The organism is uncultured Arthrobacter sp., assembly GCF_947495145.1.
Classification (GTDB): Bacteria; Actinomycetota; Actinomycetes; order Actinomycetales; family Micrococcaceae; genus Arthrobacter_D.
Genome location: NZ_CANLXP010000007.1, coordinates 25,468 through 41,085 on the forward strand (window position 1 = coordinate 25,468; position 15,618 = coordinate 41,085).

The 15,618-nt window shown below is 64.0% G+C and carries 16 protein-coding genes; 7 read left to right on the top strand and 9 right to left on the bottom strand.

Features of this window, described 5'->3' with window-relative positions; genetic code table 11:
• Positions 1-6: 6 nt before the first annotated feature.
• From Q0877_RS06865 to Q0877_RS06875, 3 genes are read left to right on the top strand one after another with little or no spacing between them, the layout of a single operon-like run.
• Positions 7-981, top strand: coding sequence for a DMT family transporter (locus Q0877_RS06865; protein ID WP_299166644.1), 975 nt, complete (start codon positions 7-9; stop codon positions 979-981).
• Between the two features lie 35 nt (positions 982-1,016).
• Positions 1,017-2,099: an LLM class flavin-dependent oxidoreductase gene (locus Q0877_RS06870; protein WP_299166645.1), complete on the top strand. Its 1,083-nt coding sequence runs from the start codon at positions 1,017-1,019 to the stop codon at positions 2,097-2,099.
• Positions 2,092-2,571 (top strand): MarR family winged helix-turn-helix transcriptional regulator, encoded by a 480-nt coding sequence (locus Q0877_RS06875; protein ID WP_299166646.1) that lies wholly within the window; start codon positions 2,092-2,094, stop codon positions 2,569-2,571. The genes Q0877_RS06870 and Q0877_RS06875 overlap by 8 nt, the downstream gene beginning before the upstream one ends.
• A 72-nt stretch (positions 2,572-2,643) precedes the next feature.
• Here the strand turns inward: Q0877_RS06875 and Q0877_RS06880 are convergent, their stop codons facing one another.
• The gene (locus tag Q0877_RS06880) at positions 2,644-3,447 is read right to left on the bottom strand and encodes a transglutaminase family protein (protein WP_299166647.1); all 804 of its coding nucleotides are present in this window, start codon (positions 3,445-3,447) and stop codon (positions 2,644-2,646) included.
• Between the two features lie 92 nt (positions 3,448-3,539).
• Between Q0877_RS06880 and Q0877_RS06885 the strand changes: the two genes are divergently transcribed.
• Positions 3,540-4,466, top strand: coding sequence for an oxidoreductase (locus Q0877_RS06885; RefSeq protein ID WP_299166648.1), 927 nt, complete (start codon positions 3,540-3,542; stop codon positions 4,464-4,466).
• Between the two features lie 42 nt (positions 4,467-4,508).
• Here the strand turns inward: Q0877_RS06885 and Q0877_RS06890 are convergent, their stop codons facing one another.
• The 6 genes from Q0877_RS06890 to Q0877_RS06915 all read right to left on the bottom strand — a co-directional run bounded on the left by Q0877_RS06890 (position 4,509) and on the right by Q0877_RS06915 (position 11,070).
• A complete protein-coding gene (locus Q0877_RS06890; RefSeq protein ID WP_299166650.1) occupies positions 4,509-5,291 on the bottom strand; it encodes a hypothetical protein in 783 nt (260 codons plus the stop codon).
• A gap of 86 nt (positions 5,292-5,377) precedes the next feature.
• Positions 5,378-6,523 carry a cysteine desulfurase family protein gene (locus Q0877_RS06895; RefSeq protein WP_299166651.1) on the bottom strand — a complete coding sequence of 382 codons (1,146 nt, stop codon included), beginning with the start codon at positions 6,521-6,523 and terminating at the stop codon, positions 5,378-5,380.
• The gene (gene nadC / locus Q0877_RS06900; RefSeq protein WP_299166652.1) at positions 6,520-7,449 is read right to left on the bottom strand and encodes a carboxylating nicotinate-nucleotide diphosphorylase; all 930 of its coding nucleotides are present in this window, start codon (positions 7,447-7,449) and stop codon (positions 6,520-6,522) included. The genes Q0877_RS06895 and nadC overlap by 4 nt, the downstream gene beginning before the upstream one ends.
• Complete coding sequence (nadB, locus tag Q0877_RS06905) at positions 7,446-8,984, bottom strand: L-aspartate oxidase (protein WP_299166653.1); 1,539 nt, start codon at positions 8,982-8,984, stop codon at positions 7,446-7,448. The genes nadC and nadB overlap by 4 nt, the downstream gene beginning before the upstream one ends.
• Positions 8,981-10,282, bottom strand: a complete 1,302-nt coding sequence (gene nadA / locus Q0877_RS06910) for a quinolinate synthase NadA (protein WP_299166654.1) — start codon at positions 10,280-10,282, stop codon at positions 8,981-8,983. Before nadA ends, nadB begins: the two co-directional genes overlap by 4 nt.
• Before the next feature lie 65 nt (positions 10,283-10,347).
• Positions 10,348-11,070 (bottom strand): NrtR DNA-binding winged helix domain-containing protein, encoded by a 723-nt coding sequence (locus tag Q0877_RS06915; protein ID WP_299166655.1) that lies wholly within the window; start codon positions 11,068-11,070, stop codon positions 10,348-10,350.
• Positions 11,071-11,395: 325 nt separating this feature from the next.
• On the opposite strand from Q0877_RS06915, the gene Q0877_RS06920 reads away from it, so the two are divergent.
• Positions 11,396-12,196, top strand: coding sequence for an alpha/beta fold hydrolase (locus Q0877_RS06920; RefSeq protein ID WP_299166656.1), 801 nt, complete (start codon positions 11,396-11,398; stop codon positions 12,194-12,196).
• Between the two features lie 140 nt (positions 12,197-12,336).
• A complete protein-coding gene (locus tag Q0877_RS06925; RefSeq protein ID WP_299166657.1) occupies positions 12,337-13,305 on the top strand; it encodes a serine/threonine-protein kinase in 969 nt (322 codons plus the stop codon).
• A 145-nt stretch (positions 13,306-13,450) separates the two neighbouring features.
• Here Q0877_RS06925 and Q0877_RS06930 read toward each other — a convergent pair whose 3' ends face one another.
• Both Q0877_RS06930 and Q0877_RS06935 read right to left on the bottom strand, forming a co-directional pair.
• Complete coding sequence (locus Q0877_RS06930; RefSeq protein WP_299166658.1) at positions 13,451-13,618, bottom strand: hypothetical protein; 168 nt, start codon at positions 13,616-13,618, stop codon at positions 13,451-13,453.
• Positions 13,619-13,756: 138 nt separating this feature from the next.
• A complete protein-coding gene (locus Q0877_RS06935) occupies positions 13,757-14,632 on the bottom strand; it encodes a DNA-formamidopyrimidine glycosylase family protein (protein WP_299166659.1) in 876 nt (291 codons plus the stop codon).
• Positions 14,633-14,788: 156 nt separating this feature from the next.
• Between Q0877_RS06935 and Q0877_RS06940 the strand changes: the two genes are divergently transcribed.
• On the top strand, positions 14,789-15,460 hold the full coding sequence (locus Q0877_RS06940; protein ID WP_299166660.1) for a TetR/AcrR family transcriptional regulator: 672 nt from the start codon (positions 14,789-14,791) through the stop codon (positions 15,458-15,460).
• Positions 15,461-15,618 lie beyond the last annotated feature (158 nt).

Here is a 15,618-nt window from a genome sequence, read left to right on the forward strand (position 1 = left end):
CAAAGCATGAATCCCCCGTCCGGTGCCGGCCTTGTGCTGCGGTTCGCCGTGCTCGCCCTTGCGTGGGGCTGCAGTTTCCTCTTCATCAAGGTGGCGCTCGAAGGGCTCTCGCCCAGCCAGGTGGTGCTCGGTCGGGTACTGATCGGCGCGGTGACGCTCGCGCTGGTGGTGTCGGCAGGCCGGGTTCCGCTGCCGCGGGGTGGAAGGGTCTGGGGTCACCTGCTCGTGATTGGCCTGTTCCTGTGCGTCATTCCGTTCATGCTGTTCGCGGTGGCGGAAACATCTATCGCATCCGGCCTCGCCAGCATCTACAATGCAACGACGCCGCTGCTCACTGCGCTGGTAGCAATCCTCGCGCTGCCGGGTGAACGGCTTTCACGCAGGGCCGGAGCCGGGCTGGCGGTTGGCTTCCTCGGTGTGCTTGTAGTCGTTGGCATACCGGTGGGAGCGCAGGCAGGGGACGACGCTTCCCTTGCCGGGCAGCTTATGTGCCTCGGCGCCACTGCCTGTTATGGCATCGGATTCGTGTGGATTCGCCGGTTCATCAGCCCGCTCGGCCTGCCGGCTGCGTCCGTGGCGTTCGCGCAGGTGGGGTTGGCCGCCGTCGTCGCGCTTGTGGTTGCTCCCTTCACTGCACTGCAGCCCATGAGTCTCAATCTCCCGGTGGTGCTGTCGGTGATAGCGCTGGGAGCACTGAGCACAGGCCTCGCCTATATCTGGAACACGGAAATCGTTGCGGGATGGGGTGCGACCAGCGCCGCATCAGTCACCTATCTCACGCCTGTGGTGGGCGTGGTTGCGGGCGTGCTCGTGCTGGGTGAGACCTTCAGCTGGAATCAGCCGGCCGGCGGAGTTCTCGTTGTACTTGGAGTGGTGCTGACAAAGATGCCGCTGCGGCGGATCAGTCGGAGAAGGCGGGCGCAGGGACCAGACGCGGGCAGGGAACAAATGCGCGGCAGGAGTGGTTACGGAGTACAGTAGATGCAAATGCATGTACTTCTAGGAGGAGGAATCCCATGCAGATCGGTATCTTCAGCGTCGGCGACGTAACGGTTGATCCCACCACCGGCAAAGCACCGAGTGAACATGAGCGCATCAAGGCAATGGTGACCATCGCCAAACATGCCGAAGACGTGGGTATGGACGTCTTCGCCACCGGCGAGCACCACAACCGCCCGTTCGTTCCCAGCTCCCCCACCACCATGCTCGGCTACATAGCCGCCCAGACCTCGCGCATCATCCTTTCAACCTCGACGACGTTGATCACCACCAATGACCCGGTCAAGATCGCCGAAGACTACGCGATGCTGCAACACCTCGCCGACGGCCGGGTGGACCTCATTCTCGGCCGGGGAAACACCGCCCCTGTCTACCCCTGGTTCGGCAAGAACCCGCAGGACAGCGTCGATCTCACCGTTGAGAACTACCACCTGCTGCGCCGGCTCTGGGATGAGGACGTCGTCACCTGGGAAGGCAAGCACCGCACTCCCCTGCACAACTTCACTTCCACACCGCGGCCGCTGATGAACGTCGCACCCTTCGTCTGGCACGGTTCCATCCGCACGCCGCAGGTTGCGGAAATCGCTGCCTACTACGGCGACGGCTACTTCGCCAACAACATTTTCTGGCCGAAGGAGCACTACCAGCAGCTCATCTCGCTTTACCGCGAACGGTACGCGCACTATGGGCACGGCACGCCGGAGCAGGCGATCGTGGGCCTGGGCGGACAGTTCTTCATCCGGCCGAAGTCCCAGGACGCCGTCAACGATTTCCGTCCGTACTTCGACAACGCACCGGTGTACGGCCACGGTCCGTCCCTGGAGGACTTCACCTCCCAGACGCCGCTGACCGTCGGCAGCCCGCAGGAGCTGATCGACAAGACGCTGTCCTTCCGGGAGTTCTTCGGCGATTACCAGCGCCAACTGTTCCTGGTAGACCATGCGGGACTACCCCTGAAGACGGTTCTGGAGCAGCTGGATCTGTTCGGCTCCGATGTGCTGCCCACCCTGCGGAAGGAATTCGCCGAGCGCACTCCCGCTTCGGTCCCCGCTCCCCCAACCTTCGAGAACCGCCAGGCTGCGGTGTCAGCCGATGCCTGAGCCCGCGCTCACGCCGCTGCGCCTCACCGCCGACGCCTGGGAGTCCCTCTTCCGTGCACAGGTCGCGGTGATGCGCAGGCTGCGGCGCGATCCGTCCTTCGCGAGCCTCGCCATCGGTGAATACGACGTCCTCTTCAACCTCAGCCGCTGCTCCACGGGTTGGACCAGGCTCAACGAGCTCAACACCCACCTCTTGATCAGCCAGCCAAGCCTGAGCCGGATGGCTGAGCGGCTCGAACACAAGGGACTGATCCAGCGCAGGCAGGCACCCGACGACCAGCGCGGCGTCCTGCTGGCCCTGACCGATGAAGGCCGGCGCATACAGCGTGAGATCGGCGCTGCCCACGTACGCAGCATTCACGCGCTGTTAGGCCCGCTTCTGGACGAGACGGAAATGGAACAGCTGCTGGGCCTGACCACGAAGATCAGGGCCGGCCTGGAGCACGACGGCGACACTCACCGGCCTGCCTGAGGCGCCTTCTGCATGCCGAAGGGTCGAATAGGTTGCCGACCGATCGAAAAGTTTGCCCTGCTCGGATGTGCGTCAGGCGAGTTGCACCGGCGAGGTGCCGTCGTCGTCGTGCAGGGTATCTGCAACAGCGGTGACTTTCAGGGTATCGAGCGTGAGGCTTCCGCCGACCGTGGAGAGGAAGGCTGTGTCCGAAGCATCGCGCCCCGTAGCGATGCGCAGAAGATTGGTCCTCGGTGCAAGGCCAGTCGCGTCAACGACGTGCCAGGCGCCGTCGACCCACGCCTCCACCACAGCGTGAAAGTCCATCGGGCTCAAACCGGGCGCGTAGACCGACACCAACCGCGCAGGCACGTCCTTGGCGCGCAGCAGCGAAATCACGAGGTGGGCGTAGTCACGGCAGACTCCCCGGCGCGCCAGCAGCGTATCCGTTGCGCCGTCAGTATGGCGGGAAGATCCGGAGACATAGCTGATGTTTCCACTCACCCATTCCCGGACAGCCGAGAGCAGTTCGCGGCCCTGCATGCTGCCGAACAGAGCGTACGACGTCGGCAGCAAACGATCTGATTCGCAGTACCGGCTGGGGCGAACATAGCGGAGGAGATCGGCGTCGTCCTCCTGAGGAGCCGTGGCAGATCCGGCGACCTCCGCACGGTAGGTCAGTTGCAGCGTTGCCGGGTCCTGGAGCGTAAGGGTATGGAGAAGGCCGCCATGGAAATCCTCCACGGCTGCAGGCGTTACCGGTTGCCCGTCAGCCGTGATCTCGAGAACTTCATCGATCGACGAGTACCCGGCATTGCGTGCCACCGCCACTGAAAAGGCCATCGACGTGTTGGCCCGTGTGCGGGCGGTCAGGTGGGCCGTGACTGATCGATGCATTCGGCGGAGCTCCTGGCGGATGTCGATGAGCAATGGTTGGTGCCGGTCTGGAACACTGGCCCTAACACGGTACGACGAGAAAGGCGCCCCTTGTGAATCGCTCTACCCCTGACAGCTCCCCAGATCAACGCCTGGACGGTCTTACCGCCGTTGTGACCGGCGCTAACAGCGGCCTCGGACTGCAGACCGTCATTGGCCTGGCTCGACGCGGGGCGTCAGTGGTGCTCGCGTGCCGCAGCGAGGAGCGGGGCACTGCCGCGCTGCAAAGGGCACGCGAAGAATCAGGGAGCACAGCGCTGACGCTGCGCCTGCTCGACCTGGCAAACCTTGAGTCTGTACGGTCGTTCTGCCGCGACTGGTCCGGGCCGCTGGACCTGCTGGTCAACAATGCCGGTGTGATGGCAACCCCGTTGCGGCGCACCGCAGATGGCTTTGAGCAACAGTTCGGCATCAACCATTTGGGGCATTTCGCGCTGACCGGGCTGCTGCTGGACTCGCTGCGCCAGTCGCCGTCGGCCAGGGTGGTGACGGTGTCCTCTCTGGCGCACAAGCGGGGGCGTATCGACTTTGCCGACTTGAATGCGCGTTCCCGGTATCGGCCGTGGCGGGCCTACAACCAAAGCAAGCTCGCCAACCTCCTGTTCACCATGGAGCTTGACCGCCGTGTCCGGGCTGCGTCCTGGCCGCTGATCGCGGCCGCGGCGCATCCGGGATTGTCGACCACAAACCTGACAGCCGGGATGCGGGGGGCGGCCGTTCTCGACTTGATGGGCGGATTCTTCCGCGTCATGGGGCAATCGGATGTAGACGGCGCAAAGCCGATTCTGCTGGCTGCCTCCGGTCCGCAGGTACACGGCGGCGACTACTACGGGCCCGGTGGGACGGGTGAAACACGTGGCAACCCGGTTCTTGTGGCTCCCGCTCCGTCCGTCCTTGACGAGGGCGTCGCTGCGAAACTCTGGGGTGCAAGCGAAGAACTCACAGGTGTGAGGTTTTCGGGGCTGTCCGCCGCCAGCTGAGCCGCTAGCTCGCGGTTCGGGGTGCTAGCTCGCGTTCGGCCGCTAGCTCGCCACCTGGAGGGACATGATCATTCGGCGAATCTGATCGAAATCTCCTTCATCGAACCGCTTCTGGGCCTCAGCGATAGTCGCAAAGGATTCGGTTCGCGAGCCGACCTGGGTCGGGTCCAGCGCCCGAAGCTGTACAGCATCGCCGAACGAGTACAGGCCGATATGGTCTGGCCCCTGAACGGTGTTGTACAGCACGCACGCGGCTGAATCCGCTCCGCCCACCAGATCGGTAATTCCGTACGAACTGAAGAAACGGAATCCCTGAATGAGTCGCACAACAAAGCGTGGCTCAATGGACCCCTCCGCCGCTGCTGTCGACGGGAGCTCAACCGGCTCGCTGCTGAGCACGATGTAGGGGCTGGTTGCGTCCGCCGCGCATTCCTCGGGCTGCGAAGCAATTCTCGTGTGCAGCTCGGCCATGCTGACACCGTCCGGGTTGGAGACGTCGTAGTGCAGACCGCCCTCGTCGAAACCCTCCCCCGGATCCTCGATCCTTTCCACCGTCCAGTTCTCTGGAACCTCGAAACTGACGAGGCGCTGTTCATCGGTGAAAACGGTCCATCCGTCGCCCGGAGCGGGACGTTCCGGAAGCATGGGAAGGGCAACAGGGGTGGGGCTGGCGGTCGCTGAAGCCGACGCTCCCGGTTCTGCACTCGCAGAAGGACTGGCAGGGGGACGATCACCAATAACGAAGTCGTCACATCCAGTGATCGTGGCTGTAACGGCGAGCAGCAGAACAGCGCCGAGTAGACCGGATTTCACTGGTCTCGTCATGTTCAATCCCTTCAGTCGACCCCTGTTTACCACTTTATGCAGTGAAGGGAGCCACCGGGAGGAGGCGAAACGGGCGGGGCGCGGAATCACCGCGTCCCGATGCCCTGGACGGCCTTGACTGACGAGACAACAGCCCGCGCAGCGAGGGCGATTTCAGCGTCGGTCGTCGCGGCCGTCCATGACAGGCGCAGAGCGGTCTGGGCGACTTCGGGGTCCAGACCCAGCGCAAGCAGCACCTCCGACGGTTCACTGGCACCGGCGGCGCAGGCTGACCCGCTCGACGACACGACGCCTGCACGTTCCAGTTCAAGCAGGATTGCCTCACCGCTGGCGCCAGGAAAGCAGAAGGAGGCAACGTTCGGCAGTCGCTGCGCAGGATGACCGGTCAGGATGGCACCGTCCACGCCGTTAAGCACCGCGTTGATCAGGTAATCGCGACGGGTGACCGAACCGGCGGAATTCGCGGCGCGTTCCTCCTGAACCAGCCGCAACGCCGTCGCGAGGGCCACCGCACCCGCAACGTTCTCAGTTCCTGAACGTTTCCCGCGCTCCTGCCCGCCACCATGGATCAGTGGTTCCAGCGGAAGGCGGGAACGAACGAAAAGAACGCCGCAGCCCTTGGGCGCACCGAGTTTGTGCCCCGAGATGCTCATTGCGTCGACGCCAAGCTTGGCAGTGTCAAGCGGCAGCCACCCCGCGGCCTGCACTGCATCGGTGTGAAAGGGAATCCTCCGCTCCCGGCACACTGCGGCCAGTGCGGGAATGGGCTGCACGGTGCCCACTTCGTTGTTGGCATACATGATGGTGCACAGCGTGGTGTCTTCAGTAAGAGCGCCACGAAGCGCCTCCTCGTCCACGAGCCCTGCTTCCGTCACGGGCAGAAGAGTAATCCGGAAGCCGTGGACCCGCTTCAGATAGTCGAGCGTGTCGAGGACGGCCGGATGCTCGATCGCCGAGGCGACAATGTGCTTTCCCCGGGGCGTCGCCAGCGCGATCCCCTTGAGCGCGAGGTTGTCCGCTTCCGTCCCGCCCGAGGTGAAGACGACGTCGTTCGGCTTGCAGTTCAGCTCACCTGCTACCAGCCGGCGGGCGTAACCGAGAGCCCGGGCGGCGGACTCACCGACCGTATGGTGGCTCGAGGGGTTACCGTAATCTGCTGTCAGCAGCGGCCACATGGCTTCGAGCACCTCCCGGCGTACCTCCGTGGTGGCAGCAGCGTCGAGGTAGATCACCGCGCGCCGCCCGATACGGCGTCGATAAACGGCATTGCTGCCTCGGGCGCAGGCGCATCGATAGTCATGTCCAGCCCGAGATCGAGCGCTCGAACACTGTGCGTCAGTGCACCTGATGAAATGATGTCGACGCCGGTACGTGCGATAGTGCCGACGGTTTCCAGCCGGACGTTGCCGCTTGCTTCCACCAGTGCGCGCCCCGCAACCAGTTTCACTCCGGCGGCCAGGTCCTCGAGACTGAAGTTGTCGAGCATGATCGTGTCGACGCCGGCGGCGAGCACCGGCTCTATCTGGTCCATCCGGTCAACTTCGACTTCGAAATGGACTGTGTGCGGCAGGCCCGCCCGCGCGGCCTGCAGCGCCTCGGTCAAGTCGACTGTCCCGCCCTGCGTAAGAACCGCAAGGTGGTTGTCCTTCGCCATGACCGCATCGGACAGGCTGAAGCGGTGATTGAATCCTCCGCCGCAGCGCACGGCATGCCGCTCAAGAACACGAAGTCCGGGTGTCGTTTTCCTGGTATCCACTACACGTGCGCCGGTTCCGGCGACCTCCGCAACAAAGTGTCCGGTGAGGGTTGCAATACCACTCAACCGCTGCGCCAGATTCAAGGCGACCCGCTCCGCGGTCAGAACCGAACGGGCCGGGCCCCGCACGGCAGCGAGCGCAGCATCGGCGTCGAACGCTTCACCGTCGCGCACCTTGAAAGTGACTTGGATGGCGGGGTCGGTGAGCCGCATCGCAGCCTCAATAACCTGCTCGCCGCAGAAGATGCCCGGTTCGCGAGCGATGACCGCAGCTTCCGCCGTCGCCCCCGCGGGTATGAGCGCCTGCGAGGTCACATCTCCCCACGGCGCATCTTCGGCGAGCGCTGCGGCAACGATGCGGTCGACCTCGGTAGCGGACGGTTTGGCCAGTGCGAGATTCACGAAGCGCTCCTCAGTATGGTGGGGCTGCCGGGCCCCTCGGTCATGGCGGGGAAATCGACCCGGTAATGCGCTCCGCGCGACTCCCTGCGCCTGAACGCCGCCGCCGCCATAAGCCTGGAGCAGAGCAGAAGGTTCGCGTCTTCTCTTTCTGCCCGGGAACCTTCGGCAGACCGCCACTCGGCAAGCTGCTTGGCGGCGATCCGAAGGCCCGAATCTTCCCGCACGAGGGAAACGTGTTCAGACATCACTCGCTGGACATCGCCTCGAACGGCCTGCATCGGCCCGTCCGCAAGTTCAACCGCGTCAGCCTCGACGGTGGGCCACTCAGCCGGTCCCGCGGCGAGCGCTGCAGCAGCCCTCGCGCCGAATACCAGACCTTCCAGCAGGGAGTTGGATGCCAGCCGGTTGGCGCCGTGTACACCCGTCCGGGCAACCTCTCCAACCGCATACAGCCCGGGCAGGGATGTCCGGCCGTGGGTGTCCGTCCACACTCCACCCATCCAGTAATGTGCGGCCGGAACAACTGGCAGCAGGTCGCGCGTCCAATCGAAACCTGCCTGCCCGGTCACAGCCGTCAACGTGGGAAAGCGCCGGGCAAGGTAGTCCGAACCAAGCGAGGTCGCATCGAGGAATACCTCTTGCCCGCCGGTCCGTGCCAGATGCAGGGCGATACTGCGGGAAACAACATCCCGCGGCGCAAGTTCGCCGCCAGGATGATAGTCCGTCATGAACCGGCGCCCGGCCGCGTCCAGAAGCACCGCGCCTTCTCCCCGCACAGCCTCCGATATCAGGGGGTGGCCGGGAACGTTCAGCGCTGTCGGGTGGAACTGGAAAAACTCGAGGTCGGCCACAGCTGCGCCGGCCCGCCAGGCAGCAGCAACACCGTCGCCTGTGGCAACCGACGGGTTGGTGCTGTGCTGGAAGATTCCCCCCGCTCCGCCTGAGGCGAGGACAACGGCGTCGGCCGGCACCATCTGCTGCTCGCCATGGCGAAGCACGACGACGCCGGTCACCTCCCCGTTCCTTGTCGCCAGATCGGCGGCGAACGAGTGCTCCTGGACGCTGATCCCGGGATCTTTCCGAGCAGCACGGATGAGTGGAGCCGCAATGCCCTCCCCGGTGGCGTCACCACCGATGTGAAGAATCCGCGAGGCCGCGTGCGCTGCTTCCCGACCGACCGCCAGGCTCCCATCCGCGGTGCGGTCGAAGAGCGTTCCCAGGGCGCCGAGACGTTCAATATGAGCCGCCGCCTCTGAACAGAGGATCCGTACCGCAGGTTCGTCGCAGTGCCCGGCACCTGCTGCAATTGTGTCGGCTACATGCGACTCGACGCTGTCCTGGCCGTGGCCGGTGGGAGATCCAACGCCGGCGTGTGGCCCGGGCAGGACTGCAGCAATACCGCCCTGCGCGTGCCAGGTGCTGCTTTCGGCAAGCGTGCCCTTCGCGAGAACGGTGACGTGGGTATCCGAGCGACGCAGCTCCAGCGCCGTATACAACCCCGCGATGCCGCCGCCGATGACCAGGACGGAGTTCACGGCCTTGCCGCCAGCATCCGCTCGAGAGCGACACGGGCATGGGCGGCTACTTCAGGCTCCACCGTTATCCGGTTGCGAACGTCTCCCGCGACCAGGCCCTCCAGCACCCAGGCCAGATACCCTGGGTGGATCCGGTACATGGTCGAACAGGGGCAAATGACCGGATCCAGGCAGAAGATCGTGTGCTCGGGGTACTCCGCCGCAAGCCGGTTCACCATGTTGATTTCTGTTCCGACCGCGAAGGTGGTGCCCGGCTCCGCCGCCGCGATCGCCTTCCGGATGTAATCCGTTGAGCCTGCTTCATCAGCCGCATCGACAACAGGCATGGGACATTCCGGGTGCACAATGACCCGGACACCGGGAAACTCGGCCCGCGCCTTCTCTATCTGGTTGACAGTGAACCGCTTGTGCACTGAACAGAACCCGTGCCAGAGGATGACCCGTGAATCCAGCAGCTCCTGCTCCGTGTTGCCGCCTAGCACCTTGCGGAGATTCCACATCGGCATTTCATCGAGCGACACCCCCATCGCCTTCGCCGTATTGCGGCCCAGATGCTGGTCGGGGAAGAAGAGGACCCGCTGCCCGCGCTCGAACGCCCACTCAAGCACCGTGGCCGCGTTTGACGAGGTGCACACGATGCCGCCGTTGCGGCCGCAGAACGCCTTGAGCGCTGCTGAGGAGTTCATGTAGGTAACCGGGATGACCGGCTGCCTACCGCCGTCGTCGGGCTCGGTTCCGAAAAGCTCTTCGAGCTGTTCCCAGCAGTCGGCAACGGAGTCAGCGTCAGCCATGTCGGCCATTGAACAGCCGGCCGCAAGGTTGGGCAGGATCACGCTCTGGTCGGGCCGGGACAGAATGTCGGCAGTTTCGGCCATGAAGTGGACGCCGCAAAACACGATCGCTTCCGCGTCCGGGCGGGTGAGCGCCGCGTTCGCCAGCTGGAACGAATCCCCCACGAAGTCGGCATGCTTCACAACCTCGTCGCGCTGGTAGAAGTGCCCGAGGATCACGAGACGGTCGCCCAGCGCCTCCTTGGCCGCAAGAATGCGGGCTTCAAGTTCCGCATCGCCGGCCAGCTGATATTCCTCCGGCAGCACGCCCTGGCGCGGTGTAGAGACCGGTGCCAGGTCTTGCAGTGAAGCGCCGGGGCCGTAGTCCGGAGCCCGCTCGGGGACGGTGGGAATGTCGAATTCCCAGGGCCCTTTGGCAAGATCGGGGCTGCAGGTACCTTCCCCCGCACGGGACTGCTCAGCGTCCTCGCGGGTCATGAGCTGAATGGCGGTATTGATGCTCGTCATGGGATTCTCCGTGGTGGAAACGGGCTCACGTGAGCCGGTGGATACTCGATCGGAATGGGGCTGCTTCAAGGGGATCGGGCGGGTTGGGGTTGGCGCGCGCCGGCGTCGGGCACCGGTCCTGCATAGCGGTAGAGCCGCGGCGGCCGGTGGCGGGTCCCGGTGAGGTAGTCATCGGTGGGCTCAATGTGCGGTGTGGCGCGGAGCTGCCGCCGGAAGTTCGCGGGGTCGAGTTGTTTGTCGAGCACTGCCTCATAAACCTCCCGGACCTGGGCGAGGGTGAAACGTTCCCCCAGGAGGTGGTAGGCAATAGAGCCGTACTCCATCTTGTTGCGCAGCCGCCAGAGTGCGTATTCCACGATCTCGTTGTGGTCGAAGGCAAGGACCTCCAGCCGGTCAGCCCGAAACCATCGCACATTCTCGGAATCGCGCGTCAGCGCCGCCTCGTCCGGCTGGACCAGCGCCCAGTACACGATGGAAACCAGCCGCTGGCCGACCGAGCGGTGCAACCCCCCGAAGGCGTACAGCTGTTCAAGATACTTCGGCGCCAACCCGGTGGTTTCCAAGAGGTTGTGTGATGCCGCGTCCTGCAGGGATTCAGAGTGCGCAAGCGGCCCACCCGGGAGCGCCCACTGGCCCAGGTACGGCTGGCGGATACGCCGCACAAGGGGCAGCCACAGGGTAGGCCGACCCGTTGCCTCACTTGGTCGAAGGGCGAAAATCACCGTAGAGATAGCCAACGACGGCGGCTGTTGGCTTCGTTCGGAGACGTTCGCCGAAGTTGCATTCATCGAAACGCTCCTTCCATGCGCCGCTGGCGGTCGACTTATGGTCACTCTGACTATAAGTCATTCTAGACTGCTGGTCGGATACCGACCAATCAAGGCGATTGACAGCACATACAGGTTGATGCTGAAAGTTACGTGTGAGCCGGCACCTCGATTTGCATCCGGCTGGAAGCGGTGACTAAAGTCACACGGGTTGGCCACTGCTGGCCGGGCGGTGGAGAACTGTTCAATGAAGCACAGTTCTCTGCCGCATTTTCTTTTCCCAACGGCTTCCGCATGGGCGCTAGAGTTCAGGAGAGGCAGCGGCAACGAGCACCCGGGAGGAACCATGGGACGTCACAGCGATCATCTGGTTGAGGGAACCAATCCAGGGCTGAATGTAACCGTCCATGAACCTTCCACCGCATCGGCACTGCGCCCGGTCCTGCTCCTGCACGGATTCGCCTCATCGGCCAGGCTCAATTGGGAAGATTCGGGGTGGGTGCGCGCCCTCTCCGATGCCGGCCGGCGAGTTGTCACCGTGGACCTTCCCGGGCACGGTGCAAGCGCCGCTCCCGAAGAAATGGACGCGTACTCCCCCAGTCGGATCCGTGCGGACCTTCTGCAGGTTCTGCTGGACGCACACGTCCACCCGCTCGCCGACGATCGGCGGGGAAGCGGCGTCGACATCATTGGATACTCGCTGGGGTCGCGGCTCGCCTGGGAATTCGGTGCAACACAACCCGAACTGGTGCACCGGATGGTGCTGGGCGGACCGGGAAGCGGCGATCCGCTGGCTGCTTTCGATCTGACAGCTGCGCAGCGCTTCCTGACTGATGGAACACCCATCGAGGACGAATCAACCAGTAACCTCCTTCGGATGGCACGCCTCGTTCCGACCAATGATGTCTTCGCCCTGCTCACGATGGTTGAGGCGATCAAGCGCGAGCCCTTCGTTCCGGCTGATGCCGTCCCGCACATGCCCTTGCTCCTGGTCGCCGGAGATCAAGACGAGCGCGCGCTCACCCTGCCTGAACTGGCGGAACTGAGCGGCAACGCCGAGGTCCTCTGGCTACCCGGACGCACCCATACCAACGCAGTCACGTCCCGGACATTCAAGAGCGCGGCCATCGAGTTCCTCGCGGCGTAACAATTCGCTGAACTTTCTACCGCTGACGTAGTGGGCGGTCTTTCGCACCTCCCGGGACAGGGTAGAATAGTTGAGGTGATCAGCATGCTTATCACCCGCTTTTCACCCTTATAACTTTCTTTCTTCCCCGGAGGTCTCACGTGGATGAACTCCTGGCCGAGCGGTATCAACCAGTCGAGTTGATTGGTACCGGCGGCGCAGCATCGGTGTTTCGGGCACTGGACCGAAACCTCGGCCGGGACGTGGCAATCAAGGTCTTCAATCCCACAACCTCCGATGATGACGATTACCGTCGCCAGCACACGGAAACAATGCTGCTGTCGACGTTGAACCACCCCGGGCTGGTCACACTTCATGATGCCGGTCTCCAGGAGGACGGCAGCGGCAAGACCACCAGCTTCCTGGTGATGGAGCTGGTAGATGGCCTCGACCTGCGCAAACTGCTGAAGTCCGGTCCGCTGCCCTCGGAGCATGTCGCACAACTCGGAGCGGACCTCGCAGATGCGCTGGCGTACATCCATTCGCAGGGCGTCATCCACCGCGATGTGAAGCCCGCGAACATCCTGATGTACCACTCCGGTGAACACGAAACGCGGCTCTACCCCAAGCTCACCGACTTCGGTATCGCCCGGATGGTGGAGGCGACTCACTCCACGGCACACGGTGCGACTATCGGCACGGCCAACTACCTCAGCCCGGAACAGGCGGAGGGAACCGCTGTTGAGCCCCGCAGTGATATCTACTCGCTCGGCCTTGTGCTTCTTGAGTGCCTGACGGGTGAAAAGGCTTTTCCCGGTCCGGTTGTCGAAGCCGCCGTCGCACGGCTGCTGCGTGATCCGGAGATTCCAGAATCGCTTGGCGCCGACTGGGTCAGCCTCCTGACCCGCATGACGGCCAGAGACCCTCGGGCCCGTCCGGATTCCCACGAGGTAGCTGTAGCACTGCGTGCCCTTGGCTCGGACAAGGACGACGACGGCGCCGCCATGACTTTGAACCTGCCCGCCCCGAGCGAGGTGGCTACGGATACACCCGACGTCATCACCGGCGGTGTTACCACCGGCAACGTTCACATACCTGAGCCGCCGTCGCGGGCTCCGTCACTGGGTTAGTACGGTCACCGGGTCAGTACCCGCGCGTTTCAACGCCAATGCACTGTGGACCTGCAGCCCGGTTGGGCTGCAGGTCCACAGTTGTCAGGACTAGTGGCTGCCGACGGCGCCATCAACCGCCCGTCGTCGGCGACCTAACGTGCCCTTACTGGGCGTCCGCATCCGGGTCTTCCTCGGGCTCGAAGCTGCTCGGCTCTTCGGTGCTGGTTGCTCCAACGCCGTCCTCGGTATTTGGGATGGTTCCCTCCGGCTCCGTGCTGGTTGAGTCCTTGCCCTGGCCGTCCTGCTCTTGGTCGCGCGAATCACTTGTCATGATGACCTCCGTAGTTGGAACCGGATTGCTACGCTTCCGATCCTATGGTCATAAGTGACACCGGCGAAAGGTGCGGCCGTAGACGGCGCGGCGCTTCCGAGGCTGGCGTGGTACGGCCCCGCTTACTGTCGCTTATTATCACTTCAGGAATTTCGACGTCCGCCGATCGGCGAGCGGCTTGCCGCCTGTCTGGCACGTGGGGCAGTACTGGAGCGCGGAATCGGCGAAGGACACCTCCCGGACAGTGTCGCCACAGACCGGGCAGGGCTCCCCTGTCCTGCCGTGGACTTTCATCTCCCGCCGCTTGGCATCCTTCAATTCCTTCGCCGGCTTGCCGGCGGCCGCGGTGATCGCCGCCCCAAGGACCGAGTGCATTGCGTGGTGGAGCGCCACCAACTGGTCATTATTCAGCTTGGCCGCAATAGCAAACGGAGAAAGCCGCGCGGCGTGCAGAATCTCATCGCTGTAGGCGTTGCCGATACCGGCTATAAAAGATTGGTCCCGCAAGGCTCCCTTCACCTGGCTGCGGTGGGCATGCAGCATGGACGTGAACTGGTCCTCGCCGACATCGAGCGCCTCGGGGCCGAGCCTGCTCACCCCCGGAACCTCCAGGACATCCCGCACGAGGTACACCGCTGCTGACTTCCTGGTGCCGGCCTCGGTGACATCGAATCCGTATCCGGGAGGCTCAGCGCATCTCAGGCGCAGAGCGATCGGCCCTTTCCCCGGGCGCAGGATTGTGTCCGGAATGGTATCGGACCAGCGGAGCCAACCCGCACGCGCCAGATGCATCACGAGGTGCACGCCCTCCAGGCTCAGGATAAGAAATTTCCCACGCCTGTCCACGCCCCTGAATACCATCGAGGAGACGGCGGAAAGCGGAATCTCTGCAGTCTTGAGCACGGCAAAAGAGCCAAGCTGGACATCCCGGACGCGGGCGGGCGCGCCGCTGTCGGGTACCAGCTTGCTCGCAAGGAACTGGGCAAGACCCTGGACCTCGGGCATCTCCGGCATGGCACTACGGTAGCAGCGGGCAGGCAGCAGTGAACCGGGTCGCCACACGGGCCATCCGTTCTACTGCGGCAAACAGCGCGATCAGTCTTCCACTACCGTGTAGGTGGGGCAGGTGAACGAGCCGGCTCCCGGCTGGGAAGGAATCAGGAAACAACTATGGTCAGCGCAACCGGCTCAGCCCGTCGATCCGCCGGGCGGCCGCTGAACCGGGTTCTTTCCCAGGAAACAATCACGCGAGCTGCGCTCACCCTCATCGAATCCCGCGGGTACGAGGGGCTGACCATGTCCTCCCTCGCGCGCGCACTCAAGGTGGCGCCGTCGTCGTTATATAACCATGTCGAGTCCAAGGGCGACGTGCTGATCCTGGTGCAGGACCACGTCATGACCCAGGTCGACGTGTCCGGATTCGAATCCGAGCCCTGGGAACACGCCGTCCGCCTGTTCGCCTGGTCCTATCGCGACGTATTCACCCGGCACACTCCGCTTATCCCGGTGATCGCCGTGCTGCCCGTAAGCGGCGCGCCACAGACTCTTGCCGTCTACGAGGCTGTGACCCGCGGGTTCCAGAAGGCCGGCTGGCCGGAACCGCTGATCGTTCCGGCGATCATTGCCCTGGAGTCATTCATCTTCGGCTCCGCCTTCGATGCCACTGCGCCGGAGTCGATTTTCGAGTCAGGACAGCTTGCAGGTCAGTATCCACAATTCACCGCTGCAGTAGCCGCGCGGAAGGACCATGCGGACCAACGGCAGGCAGACGTCGCGTTCGGTCTCGGACTGGATGCGCTCATCCTCGGGCTTCGCGCCAGGGTGGCGGGCGACCTGCGGTGACATGCGAAAGGCCGGCTCGGTGGGCTGGGGGAACCCGTAGCGAGCCGGCCTATCTCTTGCCCGGACCCGTCAGTCCGGCGGCGGGCCCCTCGTACAAGGCCCGTCTTGGGATCAGTTTAGGCAGGACGCGGGCGGGAGGCCATGGGTAGAACTACCCA

Bases quoted from the DNA above. Each gene is read 5' to 3' on its own strand.
- Q0877_RS06935 (WP_299166659.1), bottom strand. From the start codon at position 14,632: ATGCCGGAGATGCCCGAGGTCCAGGGTCTTGCCCAGTTCCTTGCGAGC.
- Q0877_RS06875 (WP_299166646.1), top strand. From the start codon at position 2,092: ATGCCTGAGCCCGCGCTCACGCCGCTGCGCCTCACCGCCGACGCCTGG.
- Q0877_RS06915 (WP_299166655.1), bottom strand. From the start codon at position 11,070: ATGAATGCAACTTCGGCGAACGTCTCCGAACGAAGCCAACAGCCGCCG.
- Q0877_RS06930 (WP_299166658.1), bottom strand. From the start codon at position 13,618: ATGACAAGTGATTCGCGCGACCAAGAGCAGGACGGCCAGGGCAAGGAC.
- nadA (WP_299166654.1), bottom strand. From the start codon at position 10,282: ATGACGAGCATCAATACCGCCATTCAGCTCATGACCCGCGAGGACGCT.
- Q0877_RS06920 (WP_299166656.1), top strand. From the start codon at position 11,396: ATGGGACGTCACAGCGATCATCTGGTTGAGGGAACCAATCCAGGGCTG.
- Q0877_RS06865 (WP_299166644.1), top strand. From the start codon at position 7: ATGAATCCCCCGTCCGGTGCCGGCCTTGTGCTGCGGTTCGCCGTGCTC.
- Q0877_RS06880 (WP_299166647.1), bottom strand. From the start codon at position 3,447: ATGCATCGATCAGTCACGGCCCACCTGACCGCCCGCACACGGGCCAAC.
- Q0877_RS06870 (WP_299166645.1), top strand. From the start codon at position 1,017: ATGCAGATCGGTATCTTCAGCGTCGGCGACGTAACGGTTGATCCCACC.
- Q0877_RS06890 (WP_299166650.1), bottom strand. From the start codon at position 5,291: ATGACGAGACCAGTGAAATCCGGTCTACTCGGCGCTGTTCTGCTGCTC.
- Q0877_RS06940 (WP_299166660.1), top strand. From the start codon at position 14,789: ATGGTCAGCGCAACCGGCTCAGCCCGTCGATCCGCCGGGCGGCCGCTG.